Source organism: Pseudomonas baltica (assembly GCF_014235765.1).
GTDB lineage: Bacteria > Pseudomonadota > Gammaproteobacteria > Pseudomonadales > Pseudomonadaceae > Aquipseudomonas > Aquipseudomonas baltica.
In genome coordinates this window covers 1,862,398-1,878,883 of the sequence record NZ_JACMYH010000001.1, presented here as the reverse complement: position 1 = coordinate 1,878,883, position 16,486 = coordinate 1,862,398, and the positions used below count along the sequence as shown (strand labels likewise).

General features: G+C 63.4%; 17 protein-coding genes and 1 other RNA gene. 14 read left to right on the top strand and 4 right to left on the bottom strand.

The genetic code is table 11. The features are described from left to right. The first annotated feature begins 89 nt into the window (after positions 1-89). The 5 genes from petA to H7993_RS08390 all read left to right on the top strand — a co-directional run bounded on the left by petA (position 90) and on the right by H7993_RS08390 (position 3,782). Positions 90-698, top strand: coding sequence for a ubiquinol-cytochrome c reductase iron-sulfur subunit (gene petA / locus H7993_RS08410; RefSeq protein WP_185794208.1), 609 nt, complete (start codon positions 90-92; stop codon positions 696-698). After that, positions 698-1,912 carry a cytochrome b gene (locus H7993_RS08405; protein WP_244646864.1) on the top strand — a complete coding sequence of 405 codons (1,215 nt, stop codon included), beginning with the start codon at positions 698-700 and terminating at the stop codon, positions 1,910-1,912. Before petA ends, H7993_RS08405 begins: the two co-directional genes overlap by 1 nt. Next, positions 1,909-2,631: a cytochrome c1 gene (locus tag H7993_RS08400; protein ID WP_185794037.1), complete on the top strand. Its 723-nt coding sequence runs from the start codon at positions 1,909-1,911 to the stop codon at positions 2,629-2,631. The genes H7993_RS08405 and H7993_RS08400 overlap by 4 nt, the downstream gene beginning before the upstream one ends. Before the next feature lie 84 nt (positions 2,632-2,715). Then, positions 2,716-3,333 (top strand): glutathione S-transferase N-terminal domain-containing protein, encoded by a 618-nt coding sequence (locus H7993_RS08395; protein ID WP_049860608.1) that lies wholly within the window; start codon positions 2,716-2,718, stop codon positions 3,331-3,333. A gap of 17 nt (positions 3,334-3,350) precedes the next feature. Further along, entirely contained in the window at positions 3,351-3,782 is a 432-nt protein-coding gene (locus H7993_RS08390) for a ClpXP protease specificity-enhancing factor (RefSeq protein ID WP_122479479.1), read from the top strand. A gap of 52 nt (positions 3,783-3,834) precedes the next feature. On the opposite strand, the gene H7993_RS08385 is transcribed toward H7993_RS08390, so the two are convergent. From H7993_RS08385 to H7993_RS08370, 4 genes are all read right to left on the bottom strand, one after another. Continuing rightward, a complete protein-coding gene (locus H7993_RS08385) occupies positions 3,835-4,413 on the bottom strand; it encodes a BON domain-containing protein (RefSeq protein ID WP_122479478.1) in 579 nt (192 codons plus the stop codon). Then, entirely contained in the window at positions 4,410-5,003 is a 594-nt protein-coding gene (locus H7993_RS08380) for a phosphoheptose isomerase (protein WP_122479477.1), read from the bottom strand. Before H7993_RS08380 ends, H7993_RS08385 begins: the two co-directional genes overlap by 4 nt. 120 nt (positions 5,004-5,123) lie before the next feature. Next, the gene (locus H7993_RS08375) at positions 5,124-5,495 is read right to left on the bottom strand and encodes a YraN family protein (protein ID WP_185794036.1); all 372 of its coding nucleotides are present in this window, start codon (positions 5,493-5,495) and stop codon (positions 5,124-5,126) included. Continuing rightward, positions 5,495-7,288, bottom strand: a complete 1,794-nt coding sequence (locus H7993_RS08370) for a penicillin-binding protein activator (RefSeq protein ID WP_185794035.1) — start codon at positions 7,286-7,288, stop codon at positions 5,495-5,497. The genes H7993_RS08375 and H7993_RS08370 overlap by 1 nt, the downstream gene beginning before the upstream one ends. 164 nt (positions 7,289-7,452) lie before the next feature. On the opposite strand from H7993_RS08370, the gene rsmI reads away from it, so the two are divergent. The 9 genes from rsmI to mraY all read left to right on the top strand — a co-directional run bounded on the left by rsmI (position 7,453) and on the right by mraY (position 16,486). Further along, the gene (gene rsmI / locus H7993_RS08365) at positions 7,453-8,355 is read left to right on the top strand and encodes a 16S rRNA (cytidine(1402)-2'-O)-methyltransferase (RefSeq protein ID WP_122479474.1); all 903 of its coding nucleotides are present in this window, start codon (positions 7,453-7,455) and stop codon (positions 8,353-8,355) included. 76 nt (positions 8,356-8,431) lie between these two features. Continuing rightward, an RNA gene (gene rnpB / locus H7993_RS08360) (RNase P RNA component class A) lies at positions 8,432-8,807 on the top strand. Positions 8,808-9,146: 339 nt separating this feature from the next. After that, positions 9,147-9,602, top strand: a complete 456-nt coding sequence (gene mraZ, locus H7993_RS08355; protein ID WP_185794034.1) for a division/cell wall cluster transcriptional repressor MraZ — start codon at positions 9,147-9,149, stop codon at positions 9,600-9,602. Further along, positions 9,599-10,546, top strand: coding sequence for a 16S rRNA (cytosine(1402)-N(4))-methyltransferase RsmH (rsmH, locus tag H7993_RS08350; protein ID WP_425311980.1), 948 nt, complete (start codon positions 9,599-9,601; stop codon positions 10,544-10,546). The genes mraZ and rsmH overlap by 4 nt, the downstream gene beginning before the upstream one ends. Further along, positions 10,543-10,836 carry a cell division protein FtsL gene (ftsL, locus tag H7993_RS08345; RefSeq protein ID WP_122479472.1) on the top strand — a complete coding sequence of 98 codons (294 nt, stop codon included), beginning with the start codon at positions 10,543-10,545 and terminating at the stop codon, positions 10,834-10,836. Before rsmH ends, ftsL begins: the two co-directional genes overlap by 4 nt. Continuing rightward, the gene (locus H7993_RS08340; RefSeq protein WP_163007622.1) at positions 10,836-12,581 is read left to right on the top strand and encodes a peptidoglycan D,D-transpeptidase FtsI family protein; all 1,746 of its coding nucleotides are present in this window, start codon (positions 10,836-10,838) and stop codon (positions 12,579-12,581) included. The genes ftsL and H7993_RS08340 overlap by 1 nt, the downstream gene beginning before the upstream one ends. Continuing rightward, positions 12,581-14,044 (top strand): UDP-N-acetylmuramoyl-L-alanyl-D-glutamate--2,6-diaminopimelate ligase, encoded by a 1,464-nt coding sequence (locus tag H7993_RS08335; RefSeq protein WP_185794033.1) that lies wholly within the window; start codon positions 12,581-12,583, stop codon positions 14,042-14,044. The genes H7993_RS08340 and H7993_RS08335 overlap by 1 nt, the downstream gene beginning before the upstream one ends. Continuing rightward, the gene (locus H7993_RS08330) at positions 14,037-15,404 is read left to right on the top strand and encodes a UDP-N-acetylmuramoyl-tripeptide--D-alanyl-D-alanine ligase (protein ID WP_185794032.1); all 1,368 of its coding nucleotides are present in this window, start codon (positions 14,037-14,039) and stop codon (positions 15,402-15,404) included. The genes H7993_RS08335 and H7993_RS08330 overlap by 8 nt, the downstream gene beginning before the upstream one ends. Then, entirely contained in the window at positions 15,404-16,486 is a 1,083-nt protein-coding gene (gene mraY / locus H7993_RS08325; RefSeq protein ID WP_122479468.1) for a phospho-N-acetylmuramoyl-pentapeptide-transferase, read from the top strand. The genes H7993_RS08330 and mraY overlap by 1 nt, the downstream gene beginning before the upstream one ends.

Genomic DNA, 16,486 nt, shown 5'->3' with positions numbered 1-16,486 from the left:
GTTTTTTTTCGCCCGTCAATCCTTGGGAGGCGCTGGTACACTGCGCGCAAGACAATGCACACGCCTGTTGCAGCAGGCTAAGGTAAATGATGGCAGATGAGCAGGGCGGCGCGTGTGACATCGACCAGGGTCGCCGACGCTTTCTGGTCGGCACCACGACGCTGGTAGGCGCTGCCGGCGCAGTGGCTGCAGCAGTGCCCTTCGTGGCGTCATGGCAGCCCAGCGCGAAAGCCCGCGCAGCAGCCGCGCCGGTGAAGGTGAACATCGCCAAGATCGAGCCGGGGCAGCAGATGGTTGTCCAGTGGCGCGGCCAACCCGTTTTCATCTGCCGACGCACGCCGCAGATCCTCGAACGCCTGGCCCAGAACACCGAGCATCTGGCCGATCCCCAATCGCGCGATTCCGATCAGCCAGGCTATGTCGACCCAGCCCTGCGAGCCATCAAGCCCGAAGTGCTGGTGGTGGTGGGTATCTGTACGCACCTGGGGTGCTCGCCGACCTTTCGTCCCGAGGTCGCCGCCGCCGACCTCGGGCCGGACTGGCAGGGCGGGTATTTCTGCCCGTGTCACGGCTCGCACTACGATCTTGCCGGACGGGTCTTCAAGGCACAGCCCGCGCCGTTGAACCTGGCCGTGCCCGCGCATCACTACGAAAGTGCCGAGGTACTGGTGCTGGGTGTCGACGGGGAGGGCGCCTGATGCGTGGCCTGCTGCAGTGGATCGAGGCGCGTCTGCCGGTGGGCAGGCTATGGCGCGATCATCTGAGCCATTACTACGTCCCCAAGAACCTGAATTTTTTCTATATCTTCGGCTCGCTGGCGCTGTTGATGCTGCTCAACCAGTTGCTTACCGGCATCTGGTTGACCATGAACTACACACCCACCGCCGAAGGCGCCTTCGCCTCCATCGAATACATCATGCGCGACGTCGAATATGGCTGGCTCCTGCGCTACCTGCATTCGACCGGTGCGTCGGCATTTTTCATCGTGATCTACCTGCACATGTTCCGCGGGCTGCTGTATGGCTCCTATCAAAAGCCGCGCGAGCTGGTGTGGGTCTTCGGCATGTCGCTCTACCTGCTGCTGATGGCGGAAGCGTTCATGGGCTACCTGCTGCCGTGGGGGCAGATGTCGTATTGGGGCGCGCAGGTGATCATTTCCCTGTTCGGAGCGATTCCGATCGTGGGCGCTGACCTGGCTCAGTGGATCCGCGGTGACTATCTGGTTTCGGGTATCACCTTGAACCGTTTCTTCGCGCTGCACGTGGTGGCATTGCCGCTGCTGATCGTGGGGCTGGTGGTGCTGCACATTCTCGCGTTGCACGAAGTAGGCTCGAACAACCCCGACGGCATCGATATCAAGCAGCTTCGGGATGCCGATGGCAAGCCGCTGGATGGCATTGCCTTCCATCCGTACTACACGGTCAAGGACCTGCTCGGGGTGGCGATCTTTCTCTTTGTGTTCAGCGCCGTGGTGTTCTTCTTTCCGCAGATGGGCGGCTATTTCCTGGAGCCGGCCAACTTCGAGCCTGCCAACGTGCTCAAGACGCCCGAACATATCGCGCCGGTCTGGTACTTCACCCCGTTCTACGCCATCTTGCGCGCCGTTCCCGACAAGCTCATGGGGGTGCTGGCCATGGCTTTCGCGATTGCCATCCTGTTCGTGCTGCCATGGCTGGACCGCAGCCCGGTCAAGTCGATGCGCTACAAAGGCTGGTTCAGTCGCGCGGCGCTGGCGCTGTTCTGCGTGGCGTTCGTGACGCTGGGCTACGTCGGCATGCAACCGGCCACGGTCATCACTACCTGGATAGCGCGGGGGGGCGTGGTGCTGTACTTCGGCTATTTCCTGGCCATGCCGCTGTACACGCGACGGGAGATCACCCGGCCGGTACCCGATCGGATCCCTCGCCGATGAAATTCATGATTGCCGTCTTGCTGTTGCTGGCCCTGCCGCTGGCCTGGGCGGACCCGGTGGCGGCGCTGGTGCGCCCGGCGGCAGTCGAGGTGAGCGACAAGGCGGCCTTGCGAGACGGTGCAAGCACCTTCGTCGGCTATTGCATGGGCTGCCACGGGGCCAGGTTTCAGCGTTACCAGACAGTGGCCGACGACTTGGGCATACCCTATGAGCAAATGCTGCAGACCTTGGCCCCAGCCGGCGCAGCCATTGCCGATCACATGCAGACGCGCCTGCAGCCGGCCGATGCCAAAGCCTGGTTCGGCGCCGAGGTGCCCGACCTGACCCTGGTGGCTCGTGTGCGCGGCACGGACTGGCTGCACGCCTACCTGCTCGGCTTTCACGCCGACCCCCAGCGCCCCTGGGGTGTGAACAATGTCGTCTACCCTAACGTCGGCATGCCCAACGTGCTGGAAAGCCTGCAGGGCCGCCAGGTGCTCGACTGCCCCGAACCCACGGGCCAGCCGTGTACGCAGCTGCGGGTGATACCCGGTACCGGCAGCCTCGATGCGCAGCAATTCGACGCCAAGGTACGGAATCTGGTGGCCTTCCTGGCGTACTCGGCCGATCCGGCAAAGGCACAGAGCCGGCAGATCGGTATGTACGTGCTGCTGTACCTGGCGCTGCTGATCATCCTTGCTTACTTGCTGAAACGCGAATACTGGAAGGACGTGCGTTGAAAGTGCGGTAAACTGCGCGGCTTGCTTGCGCCCCCTGCCGGTGGCGCTCGTTTTTGCATTCATACATTCGCGAGGAGGACCGCCATGGGCGTGACCAATCGGTTGGCCTGTTACTCCGACCCCGCCGACCACTATTCTCATCGGGTGCGTATCGTTCTCGCCGAGAAAGGCGTCAGCGCAGAGATCATCAACGTGGAGGGCGGTCGCCTGCCACCCAGGCTGATCGAAGTGAACCCCTACGGCAGCACGCCGACACTGGTCGATCGCGATCTGGCCCTGTTCGAATCGACCGTGGTGATGGAATACCTCGACGAACGCTATCCGCATCCGCCACTGCTGCCGGTGTACCCGGTGGCACGTGCCAACAGCCGGTTGCTGATCCATCGTATCCAGCGCGACTGGTGCGGCCTGGCGGACCTGATTCTGGACCCGCGCAGCAAGGAAGCCGCCCGCGTGCAGGCGCGCAAGGAATTGCGCGAAAGCCTGACCGGTGTTTCGGCCTTGTTCGCCGACAAGCCCTGCTTTCTCAGCGATGAGCAAAGTCTGGTCGACTGCTGTCTACTGCCGATACTCTGGCGCTTGCCGATCATGGGTATCGAACTGCCGCGGCCTGCCAAGCCGCTGCTCGACTATATGGAACGTCAGTTCGCGCGGGAGGCCTTCAAGGCCAGCCTGTCCGCGGCTGAACGTGAAATGCGCTAGGTTTTGAGGAGCCGTTGATGAACTCCAGTCGTCCCTATTTGATCCGCGCGCTATACGAGTGGATCGTTGACAATGACTGCACCCCGCACATGCTGGTCAATGCCGAGTATCCCTCGGTCCAGGTGCCGCAAGGTTTCGCCAGCGATGGCCAGATCGTGCTGAACGTGTCACCCAGCGCTGTGCGCAACCTGCACATGGACAACGAGGCGGTCAGCTTCGACGGTCGCTTCGGTGGCGTGTCGCACACGCTGTTCGTGCCTTCGGGTGCCATCCTCGGTATCTACGCCCGGGAGAATGGCCAAGGCATGGTCTTCGACCTGGAGTCGCCCGAGCTGGACGAGGAAGAAGCCGAGTTCGAAGACATCGTCGAATCCGATGACGACGTTCCACCGCCAGGCAACCCACCGCCGCGCCCAACCGGGCGGCCGAGTCTGAAAGTGGTGAAATGAAAAAAGGCGATTCGTAAGGATCGCCTTTTTTCATGGTGGTGAACGGCTGTGGTCAGTCGATGTACTCGAACAGCTTGACGATCTTCTGCACACCGGAGACGCCTTGCACCAGGTTGGTGGCGCGGGTGGCCTCGGCCTGGGTCAGCAGGCCAAGCAGGTAAACGATGCCGTTCTCGGTCACGACTTTGATGCGCGAACCGGGGATGGCGCTGTCGGCCAGCATCTGGGTCTTGATCTTGGTGGTCAGCCAGGCGTCGTTGTTGCGCGCCAGCAACGAGGAAGGCGCCAGCACCTGGATCTCGTTGTGGACCTTCTTGACTCGCTGCACTTCGCTGGCGGCCTGCTCGGCCAGGGCCTTGAGGTCGGCGCGCGGCGTCTGCCCGGCGAGCAGGACCACACCGTTGTAGCTGGTCACGACGACATGGGAGTTCTTGTCCAGGTCGATGTTGGCCTTGGCAATGTTCACCGATACCTTGGTTTCGATCAGCGAGTCGTCGATCTTGCTGCCCAGGGTGCGGGTACCGCGATCATCGTCGATCGGGTTGTCGCGGGTGGCGGTCAGGACCGAGCTGCAGCCGGTGACGCTCAAGGCCAGGCTCAGGGCCACTAGGGCAAGGCGGTTACGCTTCATTCTTCACTCCCGAACAGTTGGCTGTCGATCAAGTCGCAGAGACAATGGATCGCCAGCAGGTGAACTTCCTGGATGCGTGCCGTGACGTTGGCCGGCACGCGGATCTCGACGTCTTCGGGCAACAACAGGGAGGCCATGCCGCCCCCGTCGCGGCCGGTCAGAGCCACCACGACCATGTCGCGGTCGTGGGCGGCCTGGATCGCCTGGATGATGTTGGCCGAGTTGCCGCTGGTGGAGATGGCCAGCAACACGTCGCCCGGCTGGCCCAGCGCGCGGATCTGCTTGGAGAATACCTCGTTGAAGCTGTAGTCGTTGGCGATCGAGGTAATCGTCGAGCTGTCGGTGGTCAGGGCGATCGCAGGCAGGCTGGGGCGTTCGCGTTCGAAGCGGTTGAGCAGTTCGGACGAGAAGTGCTGGGCATCGCCGGCCGAGCCGCCATTGCCGCAGGAAAGCATCTTGCCATCGCTGAGCAAGGCACCCACCATGACCTGGCTGGCTTGTTCGATGTACGGTGCAAGGACTTCCATCGCCTGTTGCTTGGTATCGATACTGGCCTGGAAAAGCTGGCGAATTCGGGATTGCATGTCCATCAAGGTGACCTTAAGTAGGGCGGCTGGTCGGGCAAGACCGCAACGCGGCGGTGGTTCCCGGCACAAGAATGTGCAGCCCGCAAAGCAAAGAGCAAAAACCGGTGGCAAGGGTGTCGAGTGTCAGCTGTCGAAGGCATTGCGGATCCAGTTCAGGCGCGTGGCCCGAGTGCCGGTGCCTTCCAGGGCGATCACGTCGAAACGGCATGGATGCTGGGCCCAGCGCGCTTCCTCGATGAGGAAATATTGCGCGGCCAGCACCAGCTTTTGACGTTTGCGGGCGTCGATACTGGCCAACGCTCCACCCCATTGTGCATGCAGGCGATAGCGGACCTCGACGAATACTACTGTATCGCCATCTAGCATGACCAGATCAAGCTCGCCTCGTTTGCACAGCCAGTTCTGCGCCAGCAGCGTCAAGCCCTGTGCGCACAAGTGCTCCAGGGCTTGCTGCTCGGCCTCGCGACCCGCCTGCTGGCGGGGGCTCAGCGACATTACGGCGTGGTGTTGGGCAGGCGCTGGACCTGGCCACCGGCGAACTGCGCCCACGGCAATTGGCGCTCGATGCGTTGGCTGGCGCTCATGCCAAGGTTGCCGGACAGGCCTTCGATACGGCTGTCGGGCAGGGCCTTGAGCTGGCCCAGGCGTGCGGCCAGGGTGTAGGCGTCGACGCCCATGGCATACAGTCGGCCCATGCTGCCGTTGGCCTGCGGCCACTGGCGGGTAACCTGCTGGCGCAACGGGTTGCTGGTGTCGAGCAACCACGGCGTCTCGCAGAAGCGGATGCCGGTCATGTCGTTGTACTGGGCCTGATCGCCGCTGGCGCTGAACACGTGCGAAGTGGCATAGACCGGCAGGTCGCCGGCGTACTGGAAGTTCAAGGTCGGCTTGATCTGCTGGGCCTGCTGCGGTGTGGCGGCGAGGAAGATGAAGTCGATGTCCTGGCGACGCGATCCCTGTGTCCCGGTGCTGCTCTGCAGGCCGCTGCCGGCGTTGCGCACGTTGAGCATGTCGGCGATCTGTTGGGCCAGTTGGACCGGCTGGTCGACGCGTTCGGCTGCAACCAGCGTGCCGCCGTTGGCTTCCCAGTCCTGGCGGAAGGCATTGAGCACACGGTCGCCCCACTCACCCTTGGGGATCATTGCCGCAGCGCTGTGCAAGCCGTCGGCACGTGCGCGACGGGACACTTCGCGCGCTTCGTCTTCGGCGGCCAGGCCGAATTGGAACAGCTGGGGTGGACCGAGCTGGTTGTTGTCGCTGTAGTTCAATGCCAGGGTTGGCAGGGGCAGCTGGGTGCGTGCCGCCAGTTGCTTGACCAGAGGTTTCTCCAGCGGGCCGATCACCAGTTGCACGCCTTGCGCCTGCGCCTGGCGGTAGAAGTCGTCGAGCGAGCTGAGGCGCGAGCTGTCGATCACGTCGATGACCGGCGGCGTTTGCCCGGCTTGCTGGGCTTGGTAGTACGCCGCCATGAAGCCTTCGCGCAAGGCGCGGGCCACGCCGGCCAACTGGCCTTCCTGTGGCAGCAGCAGGGCGATTCGGGTCAGCGGCTGGCTGGCCAGGGCCTTGAGTTTGACCAAGGGGGTCGGCAGCTGTCTGGCGGCAGGGTGAGCCGCGTGCTGGGCCACCCAGGTATCGATGGCGGCCTGCTGCTGTTCCAGGGTGCCTGCCGATTTGACGGCCAGGGCCAGGCTCAGCCAGCCGGCGAAGTCGTCGGTGCCCTGGTTTTGCAGCTGCTCCACCGGCAGCGAACCCACCAGTGCCCAGATGGCTTCGTGATTCTGGCCGGCGACCTCGCCACTGAGCAGGGGTGCCACGAATACGCGCTCGCGCGCCGCAGCCAGGATCTGGCCGTCGGCTTCCAGGGCCCGGGCGCGCACCAGATGCGCGCGTACCTGCTGGTCTGCGGGCAGCTCGCCCAGGCGCTGCAGGCTCGGATGATCGAGGGCGGCAAGCGCGGCCTTGGCATCGTTGCGGGTCAGTGCGAGCTCTGCGCCCAGGGTGCTGGCCAATATCTGCAGGCCTGGCTTGAGCAGTTCGATTCGCACTTGCTGCAGGATCTGCGCGGCGCGGGTTGGATCACCCTGGCGAGCGGCCTGGTCTGCCGCGCTCAAGCGCAAGGCTGCCGCTTCTTCCGGCGACTTGCTGGCGGTGGCACGTTCGAGCAGCTGCTCGACGGTCGCGTCCGGCGTGCGCGGCAGCTCACCGAGATTGGATGAAGGCGAACTGGCGCACGCGGCCAGCAAGGCGGCGAGGCATAGGGCAGATAGAAGCCGCAGGCAGGCTGTCATGGGTATCTTCCTGATTTACTCGATCAATAGACGGGCAAGTGTACCCAAGCATCGGCCGGGGTGCGACGAGGACGGCAAGCCTGTCCTTATATAGGACAAGCAAATGTTTCACGTCGGCCGTGCCGGATCGCTGGGCGAGCACTGGCTGGCCTGGAGCCTGTACAATGCGGGTTTGGCCGAACGACAAGGTGTGTGCTGTGACTGCTTCAAGCGCTTCTAATTCCACCCCAGGCACACTTTATGTAGTGGCTACGCCCATCGGCAATCTGGACGACATGAGCGCGCGCGCGTTGAAGATCCTGGGCGAAGTAGCGTTGATCGCGGCCGAGGATACCCGCCATTCGGTGCGTCTGATGCAGCACTTCGGGTTGAATACGCCGCTGGCGGCCTGTCACGAGCACAACGAGCGGGACGAAGGCAGCCGTTTCATCCAGCGGCTGCTGGCGGGTGATGACATCGCGCTGATTTCCGATGCGGGCACACCGCTGATCTCCGACCCCGGCTATCACCTGGTGCGTCAGGCGCGTGCGGCGGGCGTGCAGATAGTGCCGGTCCCCGGTCCCTGTGCCTTGATCGCGGCGCTGTCGGCGGCTGGCCTGCCGTCGGACCGTTTCATCTTCGAAGGTTTCCTGCCGGCCAAGACCGCCGGTCGCTGTGCGCGCCTGGAGCAGGTCAGGGAAGAACCGCGCACCTTGATCTTCTACGAGGCGCCGCATCGCATACTCGAATGCCTGCAGGACATGGAGAAAGTCTTCGGCGGTGAACGTTCTGCGCTGCTGGCGCGCGAATTGACGAAAACCTTTGAAACCCTCAAAGGCCTGCCGCTGTCCGAGTTGCGTGCATTCGTGGAAGCCGACAGCAATCAGCAGCGCGGTGAGTGCGTGGTACTGGTGGCGGGATGGACGGCGCCGGTCAGCGATGAAGCCGTCAGCACCGAAGTCATGCGCATTCTGGACTTGCTGCTGGCAGAGATGCCGCTCAAGCGCGCTGCCGCGGTGGCGGCCGAGATCACCGGCGTGCGCAAGAATCTGCTCTACCAGGTGGCCCTGGAAAAGCAGAAGGCGTGAGATTGGTTCGGCTCCAGGTCGATCGGAGCGATAAAAGCTTGTCCTGGCCGGTGCATGTCGTTAACCTGCGCGCCGGAGAGTCGATCGGACAGTCGCTGCCTGTTTTTGTTCCGCAACCCAGGTTGCTGGGCAGAGCGGGGGGAGGAAAGTCCGGGCTCCATAGGGCAGAGTGCCAGGTAATGCCTGGGAGGCGCGAGCCTACGGAAAGTGCCACAGAAAATAACCGCCTAAGCGCGCAAGCGCCGGTAAGGGTGAAAAGGTGCGGTAAGAGCGCACCGCACGTCTGGCAACAGTTCGTGGCTAGGTAAACCCCACTCGGAGCAAGACCAAATAGGGTTCCATATGGCGCGGCCCGCGTTGGAACCGGGTAGGTTGCTAGAGGTGTCCAGCGATGGCCATCGTAGAGGAATGACTGTCCTCGACAAAACCCGGCTTACAGATCGACTCTCCACCTTTTTCCTTCGCGTCCATTCGTTGTCCCTTGCGCTGTTTCGCAGAAAAAAACGGCTACCAAACCCCCTTTGGTAATGTCGAAAAAATCTTAGTCTTGAGACTCTACTTTAAGTTCAAGACGCAGATGCTTGAACTCAAACGGCTTTGTTCCTCCCCGACGCGTCTCAAATACCGTCTTCCCTTCATTTTGCGTTCTAAATCTCCGATCTATAAGGCTTTTCCCTACAGACGCGCCTTGACGGTGTGGTGGGGGGGTTCCTATAGTGTGCGCGAGTGGCGGGAAGTGGCGAAAAGTGGGTTTTTCGAGTGTAAAAGTCTGAGTTCAGGGGAAGCGCGACGTGTTTCGTGGAGCAAATCCGATCAACCTCGATGCCAAGGGACGGCTCGCAATGCCGAGTCGGTATCGTGACGAGTTGGATTCCAAATGCGCCGGCCAGCTGATCATCACGGTCGATACCATCGACCCCTGCCTGTGTGTCTACCCGCTGGATGAATGGGAACTCATCGAGGCCAAGCTTCGCGCCCTGCCATCGCTGGTGGAAAGCAACCGGCGCCTGCAGCGCCTGCTGATCGGCAATGCCGTCGACCTCGAGCTCGACGGCAGCGGACGTTTCCTGGTGCCTCCACGCCTGCGCGAGTACGCCCGGCTGGACAAGCACGCGATGCTGGTTGGCCAGCTGAACAAGTTTCAATTGTGGGACGAGGATGCGTGGAATGCCGTCAGTGCGGCAGACCTTGCAGCTATACAACAACCGGGCGCCATGCCCGAAGAATTGCGTGATTTGATCTTGTGACTATTGATAGCGGCTTCAACCACATCACCGTGCTGCTCGACGAGGCCGTCGAGGCTCTGGCCGTGCGCGACGATGGTTGCTATCTGGACGGCACCTTCGGCCGTGGCGGCCATAGCCGCCTGATCCTGCGCCACCTGGGGCCCGACGGCCGCCTGTTGGGGTTCGACAAGGACCCCCAAGCGATTGCCACCGGGCAAGCGCTGGCGGCCGAAGACGGCCGCTTTGTCATTGTACAGCGCAGCTTTGCCGAACTTGGCGCCGAAGTGCGCGAGCGCGGCATGCATGGCAAGGTCAGCGGCATCCTCCTCGACCTGGGGGTTTCATCGCCACAACTCGACGATGCCGAGCGCGGCTTCAGCTTCCTGCATGACGGCCCGCTGGACATGCGCATGGACCCTTCGCGCGGCATGAGCGCGGCCCAGTTCATCGCAACCGCTGCCGAGGAAGAAATCGCCCGCGTCTTCAAGGAATACGGCGAGGAGCGCTTCGCCCGGCGCATGGCACGTGCGGTGGTGCAGCGTCGCGAAGTGCAGCCGTTCGAGCGCACCGCCGACCTGGCCGAAGTGCTCAAGGTCGCCAATCCGGCGTGGGAGAAGGGCAAGAACCCGGCAACCCGCGCCTTCCAGGGCCTGCGCATTCACGTCAACAACGAACTGGCCGACCTCGAGGCAGGCCTCGAGGCTGCCCTCGATGCGCTGGAAATCGGCGGCCGTCTGGTGGTTATCAGCTTTCATTCTCTGGAAGACCGCATCGTCAAACTGTTCATGCGCAAACTGACCAAGGGCGAAGCCGACAACCTGCCACGCAACCTGCCGGTGCGTTTCGAAGCCTTCGTGCCCAAGGCCAAGCTGCACGGCAAGGCGCAGTTCGCCTCCGAAACCGAGCTCAAGGCCAACCCGCGTTCGCGCAGCGCGGTCATGCGTGTCGCGGAGAAGCTGCGATGAGCAAGCTCCTCAACAAGCCGCTGCCAGGCGGCAGTTTTCTCATGCTGCTGCTGTTCATCGCCGTGCTGGTTTCGGCCATCGGCGTTTCCTACAGTGCGCATATCAATCGGCAGTTGCTCAATACGCTGTACGGCGAGCTCAGCGATCGCGACAAGGCGCAGGCCGAGTGGGGGCGCCTGATCCTGGAGCAAAGCACCTGGACCGCGCACAGCCGTATCGAAACCCTGGCCGCCGAGCAACTGAAAATGCGCATCCCGGATGCCGCTGAAATTCGCATGGTGTCGCCATGATGAAGCTCGACGGGGCCTTGTTCCCGTGGCGGTTCCGCCTGATGGTCGGCCTGCTGTTGCTGCTGGTCGCCGGTATCGTTGCGCAGATCGTCTACCTGCAGGTCATCAACCGTGACTTCCTGATCGGTCAGGGCGATGCGCGCAGCATGCGCCACATCCCCATTCCTGCGCACCGGGGTTTGATCACCGACCGCAACGGCGAGCCTCTGGCCGTGAGCACGCCGGTGACCACCCTGTGGGCCAATCCCAAGGAAATGCAGCTGTCCAAGGACAAGTGGCCCGAACTGGCGCGCGCGCTTGGGCAGGAGCCCAAGGCTCTGGCCGCCCGTCTCGAGGCGCAGGCGAGCAAGGAATTCATCTACCTGGTACGTGGCCTGACGCCTGAACAAGGCGCCTCGGTGCTCGACCTGAAAACCCCGGGTGTCTACGGCATCGAGGAATTCCGCCGGTTCTATCCGGCCGGCGATGTCACTGCGCACATGGTCGGTTTCACCGACCTCGACGATCACGGCCGTGAAGGCGTCGAGCTGGCCTATGACGAGTGGCTGGCCGGCGTGCCCGGCAAGCGTCAGGTCATCAAGGACCGGCGCGGCCGGCTGATCAAGGACGTCCAGGTGACCAAGAATGCCAAGGCCGGAAAGACCTTGGCATTGTCCATTGACCTGCGCCTGCAATACCTGGCCAGCCGCGAGCTGCGCAACGCCATCAACGAGAACGAAGCCAAGGCCGGCAGCATGGTCATCATGGACGTGAAGACCGGCGAAGTGCTGGCCATGGTCAACCAGCCTACCTACAACCCCAACAATCGCCGCACCATGTTGCCGGCGGCGATGCGCAACCGGGCGATCATCGACGTGTTCGAGCCGGGCTCGACCATGAAGCCGATCTCGATGAGTGCAGCGCTGGAAACCGGCCGCTGGAAACCCACCGACAAGGTAGACGTCTACCCCGGTACCTTGCAGATCGGCCGCTACACCATCAAGGACGTGACCAAGACCGAAGGCCCGGTGCTCGACCTGACCGGCATCCTGATCAACTCCAGTAACGTGGGCATGAGCAAGGTCGCCTTCGACATCGGCGGTGAAAGCATCTACCGGGTGATGTCGGCGGTTGGCCTGGGCCAGTACACCGGCCTGGGCTTCCCGGGCGAGCGCGTCGGCAACCTGCCCAACCATCGCGAATGGCGCAAGGCCGAGACCGCGACGCTGTCCTACGGCTACGGCCTGTCGGTGACGGCGCTGCAGCTGGTTCACGCCTATGCGGCGATCGCCAACAACGGCCGCATCGTGCCGCTGACCATTCTCAAGAGCGACCAGCCGCCGACCGCGGCGCAGGTCATTCCCGAGAAGGTCGCCAAGACCGTGCAGGGCATGCTTCAGCAGGTCATCGAAGACACCCGCGGCGTGTATCGCGCACGGGTGCCTTCGTATCACGTGGCGGGCAAGTCGGGTACCGCGCGCAAGGCCACCATCGGCTCGCGTGGGTATACCGAGAACGCCTATCGCTCGCTGTTCGCAGGGTTCGGCCCGATGAGCGACCCGCGCTACGCCATCGTGGTGGTGATCGACGAACCCAGCAAGGGTGGCTACTACGGTGGTCTGGTCAGCGCGCCAGTGTTCAGCAAGGTAATGTCCGGCACGCTGCGCCTGATGAACGTGCAGCCCGACAACCTGCCGCCGCCCGTGCCACAGCAGCAGGTGAACGCCGCACCGGCGACTCCATTGATAAAAGGAGGGCGCGGCTGATGACCATGCCCCTGAGCAAGCTTTTTCCCGAAGCCAGCCGCGATCCGCTGATTCGCGAGTTGACCCTGGACAGCCGCAACGTTCGCCCCGGCGACCTGTTCCTGGCCGTGCCTGGAAGCAAAGTCGATGGCCGCGCGCACATCGCCGACGCCCTCAAGCTGGGTGCCGCCGCCGTGGCCTACGAAGTGGATGGCAGCACCGTGCTGCCGCTCACCGATCTACCACTGATTCCCGTGAAAGGCTTGATCGCGCAGCTGTCGAGCATTGCCGGGCGTTTCTACGGCGAGCCGAGTCGCCTGGTCAATCTGGTCGGCGTGACCGGTACCAACGGCAAGACCAGCATCACCCAACTGGTCGCCCAGGCACTCGATGCGCTGGGCGAGCACTGCGGCCTGATCGGCACCCTGGGCACCGGTTTCTACGGCGCCCTGCAGAGCGGCCGACTAACGACCCCCGACCCGATCGCCGTGCAGTCCACCTTGTATGACCTGAAAAAGGGCGGCGCCCATGCCGTGGCCATGGAAGTGTCGTCGCACGCGCTCGATCAAGGCCGCGTGGCCGCGCTGGATTTCGACATCGCGGTGCTGAGCAACCTGTCTCGCGACCATCTGGACTACCACGGCAGCATGCAGGCCTATGCAGCGGCCAAGGCGCGGCTGTTCGCCTGGCCGGGGCTCAAGTGCCGCGTGCTCAATCTGGACGACGAATTCGGTCGGCAGTTGGCCGAGCAGGAACAGGACTCACGCTTGATCACCTACAGCCTCGCCGACAGCGCCGCGACGCTGTTCTGCCGCGACACCCGCTTCGACGACCACGGCGTGCGCGCCACCCTGGTCACCGCGCACGGGGAATACAGCCTGAGCAGCCGCCTGCTCGGGCGCTTCAACTTGAGCAACGTACTGGCGGCGGTAGGGGTGCTGATGGGCATGGCCTATCCGCTCGACGACATCCTCAAGGTGATGCGCAACGTCGAAGGCCCTGTTGGCCGCATGCAGCGCCTGGGCGGCGCAAGCAAGCCGCTGGTGGTGGTCGACTATGCCCATACGCCCGATGCTCTGGACCAGGTGCTGCAAGCCTTGCGCCCCCATGCCAAGGGCCGGTTGCTGTGCCTGTTCGGCTGCGGCGGTGATCGCGACAGCGGCAAGCGTCCATTGATGGCCGAGGTGGCCGAGCGTCTCGCCGACCGTGTGCTGGTGACCGACGACAACCCTCGCAGCGAAGATCCGCTGCGCATCTTCGACGACATTCGCGCCGGCTTCTCCAGTGCCGCCAACGCAACGTTCGTGGCTGGCCGTGGCGCGGCCATCGCCCAGCTGATCGGCGCTGCCTCGGTCGATGACGTGATTGTGTTGGCCGGCAAGGGGCACGAAGACTATCAAGAGATCAATGGTGAGCGTCAGCCGTTCTCCGACCTGCAGCAGGCCGAACAGGCCCTGGCCGCATGGGGGACCGTCGATGCTTGACGCCATGACCCTCAGCCAGTTGGCCGACGCCTTGCAAGGCTACGTGTGTGGCGGCGATGCGCGCTTCGACGGCGTCAGCATCGACAGCCGTGCCATCGTTGCCGGCGATCTGTTCGTCGCGCTGGCCGGTCCTCGCTTCGATGGCCATGACTATCTCGACGAGGTGGCTGCCAAGGGAGCAGTAGCCGCGTTGGTGCAACGCGAAGTTGCTGGCACGACGCTGCCCCAGCTGGTGGTGGCCGATACGCGCCTGGCGCTGGGTCAGCTCGGTGCGCTGAACCGCGCTGCGTTCAGCCGTCCGGTGGCAGCCATCACCGGCTCCAGCGGCAAGACCACTGTCAAGGAAATGCTCGCCAGCATCCTGCGTACACAAGGTGCGGTGCTGGCCACCCGTGGCAACCTGAACAATGACCTGGGCGCGCCGCTGACGCTGCTCGAGCTGGCGCCACAGCACACGGCAGCGGTGATCGAGCTGGGCGCGTCGCGCCTGGGCGAAATCGCCTACACAGTGGGTCTCACGCGTCCACAGGTAGCACTCATTACCAATGCGGGCACCGCTCACGTCGGCGAATTCGGCGGCCCGGAAAAGATCGTCGAAGCCAAGGGCGAGATTCTCGAGGGCCTGGGCGAGGGCGGTACGGCCGTTCTCAATCTCGACGACAAGGCTTTTGCAATCTGGCAGGCGCGTGCCGGCCAGCATGCCGTGCTGACCTTCTCGCTGGACAACGCCAAGGCTGACTTTCATTCCAGCGCCCGCCACAGCGATGCGCGCGGCTGCCCGTCCTTCACCCTGCATGGGCCTGACGGCGAGGTGCCAGTCCAGCTCAACCTGCTCGGTACCCACAACGTGCTCAATGCCCTGGCAGCCGCTGCCGCGGCCCATGCCCTGGGTGTGACGCTGGCCGGCATCCAGGCAGGCCTCAACGCGGTGCAGCCGGTCAAGGGCCGCACCGTGGCGCAGCTCGCGGTCAACGGTGCGCGGGTGATCGACGACACCTACAACGCCAACCCCACCTCGATGTGTGCGGCAATCGATATACTCGCCGGCTTTTCCGGGCGCACCGTCCTGGTTCTCGGCGATATCGGCGAACTGGGCGCCTGGGCCGAAGCGGGCCATCGCCAGGTCGGTGAATACGCGGTCGGCAGAATCGACGCGCTGTACGCGGTGGGCCCATTGATGAGCCACGCAGTCGCTGCGTTCGGTGCTCAGGGCCGACACTTCGCCAACCAGGCAGACCTGATTGCGGCGCTGGGCGCCGAGCAGGGTTCCACTACCACTATTTTGATCAAGGGATCACGCAGCGCGGCGATGGAAAACATCGTGGCGGCACTGTGCGGTCCTGGCGGGGAGAAACACTGATGCTGCTGCTGCTGGCGGAATTTCTGCAACAGTTCTACAAAGGCTTCGCGGTCTTTCAGTACCTGACCCTTCGCGGGATTCTGGGCGTACTGACCGCGCTGTCGCTGGCCCTCTGGTTGGGCCCCTGGATGATCCGCACCCTGCAGATTCGTCAGATTGGCCAAGCGGTACGCAACGATGGCCCACAATCGCACCTGTCCAAATCCGGCACGCCGACCATGGGCGGCGCCCTGATTCTGTCGGCCATCGCCATCAGCACGCTGCTGTGGGCCGACCTGTCCAATCGCTACGTCTGGGTCGTACTGGTCGTCACCCTGTTGTTCGGCGGCATCGGCTGGGTGGACGACTATCGCAAGGTGATCGAGAAAAACTCGCGTGGCCTGCCCAGCCGCTGGAAATACTTCTGGCAATCGGTGTTCGGCCTGGGTGCGGCGGTGTTCCTGTTCATGACCGCGAACAGCCCGGTGGAAACCACCCTGATCATCCCGATGCTCAAGGACGCCAGCATCCCATTGGGTGCCGGCTTCATCGTGCTGACCTACTTCGTCATCGTCGGCTCCAGCAATGCGGTCAACCTCACCGATGGCCTCGACGGCCTGGCGATTCTGCCGACGGTGATGGTGGGCGGCGCGCTGGGGATTTTCTGCTATCTGTCGGGCAACATTAAGTTCGCCGAATACCTGCTGATTCCCTATGTGCCGGGCGCGGGTGAGTTGATCGTCTTCTGCGGCGCGCTGATCGGCGCCGGGCTGGGCTTCCTGTGGTTCAACACCTATCCGGCCCAGGTGTTCATGGGCGACGTCGGCGCGCTGGCGCTGGGCGCCGCGCTGGGCACCATCGCGGTGATCGTGCGTCAGGAGATCGTCCTGTTCATCATGGGCGGCATCTTCGTCGTCGAGACGCTGTCGGTGGTGATCCAGGTCGCCTCGTTCAAGCTGACCGGTCGCCGCGTATTCCGCATGGCACCGATCCATCACCATTTCGAACTCAAGGGCTGGCCCGAACCTCGGGTCATCGTGCGTTTCTGGATCATCACCGTGATTCTGGTGTTGATCGGCCTTGCCACCCTGAAGCTGAGGTAG